Genomic DNA, 1,338 nt, shown 5'->3' with positions numbered 1-1,338 from the left:
CTCCAGTACCGGGCCGTCCGCACCCTGGCCCGCCTTCTCCCGGACGACGCCCGCTGACCGGTCCGCGGGGGCGCGTGTGGGGGGCGCGGACCGGTCAGCGGGCGTCGTCCGGGAGAAGGCGGGCCAGGGTGCGGACGGCCCGGTACTGGAGGGTCTTGATCGCGCCCTCGTTCTTCCCCATGACGCGGGCGGTCTCGGCGACCGAGAGGCCCTGGAGGAAGCGGAGGGTGACGCACTCCTGCTGCTGGGGATTGAGGCGGCGGACCGCGTCGAGGAGTGCGGCGTTGGAGAGGGACTCCAGGACGGAGTCCTCGGGGCTGCGCTCGACCTCGTTGGCGTCGAGCATCTCCCCCGTGGTCACCTCCAGGCGGAAGCGGCTCGACTTGAAGTGGTCGGCGACCAGGTTCCTGGCGATGGTGACGAGCCAGGCGCCGAAGTCGCGGCCCTGCCAGGTGAAGGTGGAGATCCGGCGCAGGGCGCGCAGGAACGTCTCACTGGTGAGGTCCTCCGCGGTCGCCTTTCCGCCGACGCGGTAGTAGATGTACCGGTAGACGGTGTCGCTGTACTGGTCGTACAGGCGGCCGAAGGCCTCGGCCTCACCGGCCTGGGCGCGCTCGACCAGGTCCATCATCCGGGCGCTGTCGCTGTCGGCGGTGGGGCGGCGGGGGGTGGTCGAGGTTCCGGACCGTGCGCCGCGTCTGCCCACGGCGGCGCCGCCGTCGGCCAGTGCGTAGCAAGGGCCGGCGGGTGCCGGTGCGGCGAATGCGAAGGCGGGGACAGGGCCGGCGTACGCGGTGGGGACGAAGCCGCGCAGACGGTCGAGGACCGTTGCGCGCAGCGTAGCCAGGCCCGAGGTGTCAACCCCGACGTGTGGGTACACGGGACTCCCAGAGGCAGAGCTTCCATCACGTGCAGTGCGGGACCGTTCACCCGTCGTGACGACGTGAGGGGTCCTTTGTGCGTCCCAGGAGAATAACGCTTCGTACAGGCAGCGCTACACCCAGTTGCTCAAATCACCGGTTCCGTCGGTTCCGTTACTGCTTGCAGTCGGATCAAGGTGCGTTTGGTGACCGCTTGTTGATCGGTTTGCTTTCGAGTGTGACTGCGCGCGGGTTGCGATGTGCTCAAGTGCGGGAGCCGTGAGTGATCGAGGCCGCTGCGGGGTAAGGAGGCCCGAATGCCTGGGAGTCGACCTGTGCGGGGGTGTTCGACCACGGACGGGTGAGGGCGCCTGGTCCGGGGTTGTCGCAGATGATCGCAGCCGAAACGTATCGCCAACTGCTTGGCGCCCTCACCCGGCCGTGGTCGAACACCCCCGCACAGGTCGACTCCCAGGCA

1 protein-coding gene is annotated in these 1,338 nt (G+C 69.3%); it reads right to left on the bottom strand.

What is annotated here, in order from left to right; all coding sequences use genetic code 11:
• Window positions 1-94 precede the first annotated feature (94 nt).
• The gene (locus tag EAO70_RS01385) at window positions 95-880 is read right to left on the bottom strand and encodes an ECF subfamily RNA polymerase sigma factor, BldN family (protein WP_073916477.1); all 786 of its coding nucleotides are present in this window, start codon (window positions 878-880) and stop codon (window positions 95-97) included.
• Between the last annotated feature and the right edge of the window lie 458 nt (window positions 881-1,338).

The sequence above is a fragment of the Streptomyces sp. adm13(2018) genome (genome assembly GCF_008042145.1).
Taxonomy (GTDB): domain Bacteria; phylum Actinomycetota; class Actinomycetes; order Streptomycetales; family Streptomycetaceae; genus Streptomyces.
The sequence above is the reverse complement of the archived record's forward strand: the minus strand, read 5'-3'. Positions and strand labels throughout refer to the sequence as shown.